The sequence below is a fragment of the Inquilinus limosus MP06 genome, from assembly GCF_000767795.1.
Classification (GTDB): Bacteria; Pseudomonadota; Alphaproteobacteria; order DSM-16000; family Inquilinaceae; genus Inquilinus; species Inquilinus limosus_E.
In genome coordinates this window covers 1-1,023 of record NZ_JANX01001050.1, presented here as the reverse complement: position 1 = coordinate 1,023, position 1,023 = coordinate 1, and the positions used below count along the sequence as shown (strand labels likewise).

Below are 1,023 nucleotides of genomic sequence, written 5' to 3'. Positions count from 1 at the left end.
GCCGTGGCGGCACGCCCGGCGGCGTCGATGCCGCCGGTGGGCATGCCGGCCGCCGCGGCGGCGGCGATCGCCCGCTGCAGCCGCCGGGTCTCCTCGGCCAGCGCCGTGGTGATCCCGGCCCGCCCGACCAGCAGGCCGTCCGCACGGGCGACCAGGGCCTCGGCCCGGCGGTTGAAGTACAGCGGCCGTCCCGCGGCATCGACCAGGATCACGCCGAGATCGATCCGGTCCAGCACGGTCTCGATCGCGGCCGCATGCTGGTCGGTCCAGCCCGCCTGCCGGCGCAGGTCGAGCGCCCGCTGCAGATGCGGCAGGATCAGCTGCAGCGCCGCGATGTCATCGTCGGCGAAATTCTCGACGCCATGGGCGCGTCCGAGGGCGAAGAGGCAGCGATATGCCGGCGTCTGCTCCAGCAGGCCCAGCGCGGCGTAGAAATTGCCGATCGGCCGGATCACCTCGTTGTAGTAGAGCGATCGGCTGAAGTCCCGGTCCGTCTGGATGGCCGAGCTCCGCGTCGTCAGCCCCACGGGCAGGCCCCCGACCCAGGGCGGCAGCACCCCAGCCTCGGCCGTGGTGGTGACGAGATCGAGATGCGCCGGATCCCACGTCCGGTCCGTCAGCAGCTCCGCCCGCCCACGGGCCTGGTCCTCGATCAGGATGCCCGAACAGCGGCCCCCGACGATCGCGGCGACGGCATCCAGCGCGACGGCCCAGCCCTCCGGCGACATGGCCGAATCGTAGATCTGTTGCACCGCCCTGAGAATTGCGTCCGCCCGGTCCATTCCCACCTCGTCGGAGGCGCCCCCGTTCGGCGGGCGGTCCCGAAATCCACCAGATCCGGCATCCGTCGGGGGCGTCAGTCCGGCGGTGCCGGCAGGCTGCATTGCGCCAGCAGGCGCACCAGCTCCGCCTGCCGCCCCGTGCCGGTCTTCTCGAAGATGCGGGCCAGATGGGTGCGGGCGGTGTTGCCCGAGATCGACAGCCGGTCGGCCGCGGCCTGGATGCCGTCGCCGCGGCCGATCT

The 1,023-nt window shown here is 72.8% G+C and carries 1 protein-coding gene; it reads right to left on the bottom strand.

The genetic code is table 11. From position 1 onward, the window contains the following. Positions 1-782 (bottom strand): hypothetical protein (locus P409_RS35100; protein WP_034849656.1); only part of this gene is annotated, 782 nt, incomplete at its 3' end. Positions 783-1,023 lie beyond the last annotated feature (241 nt).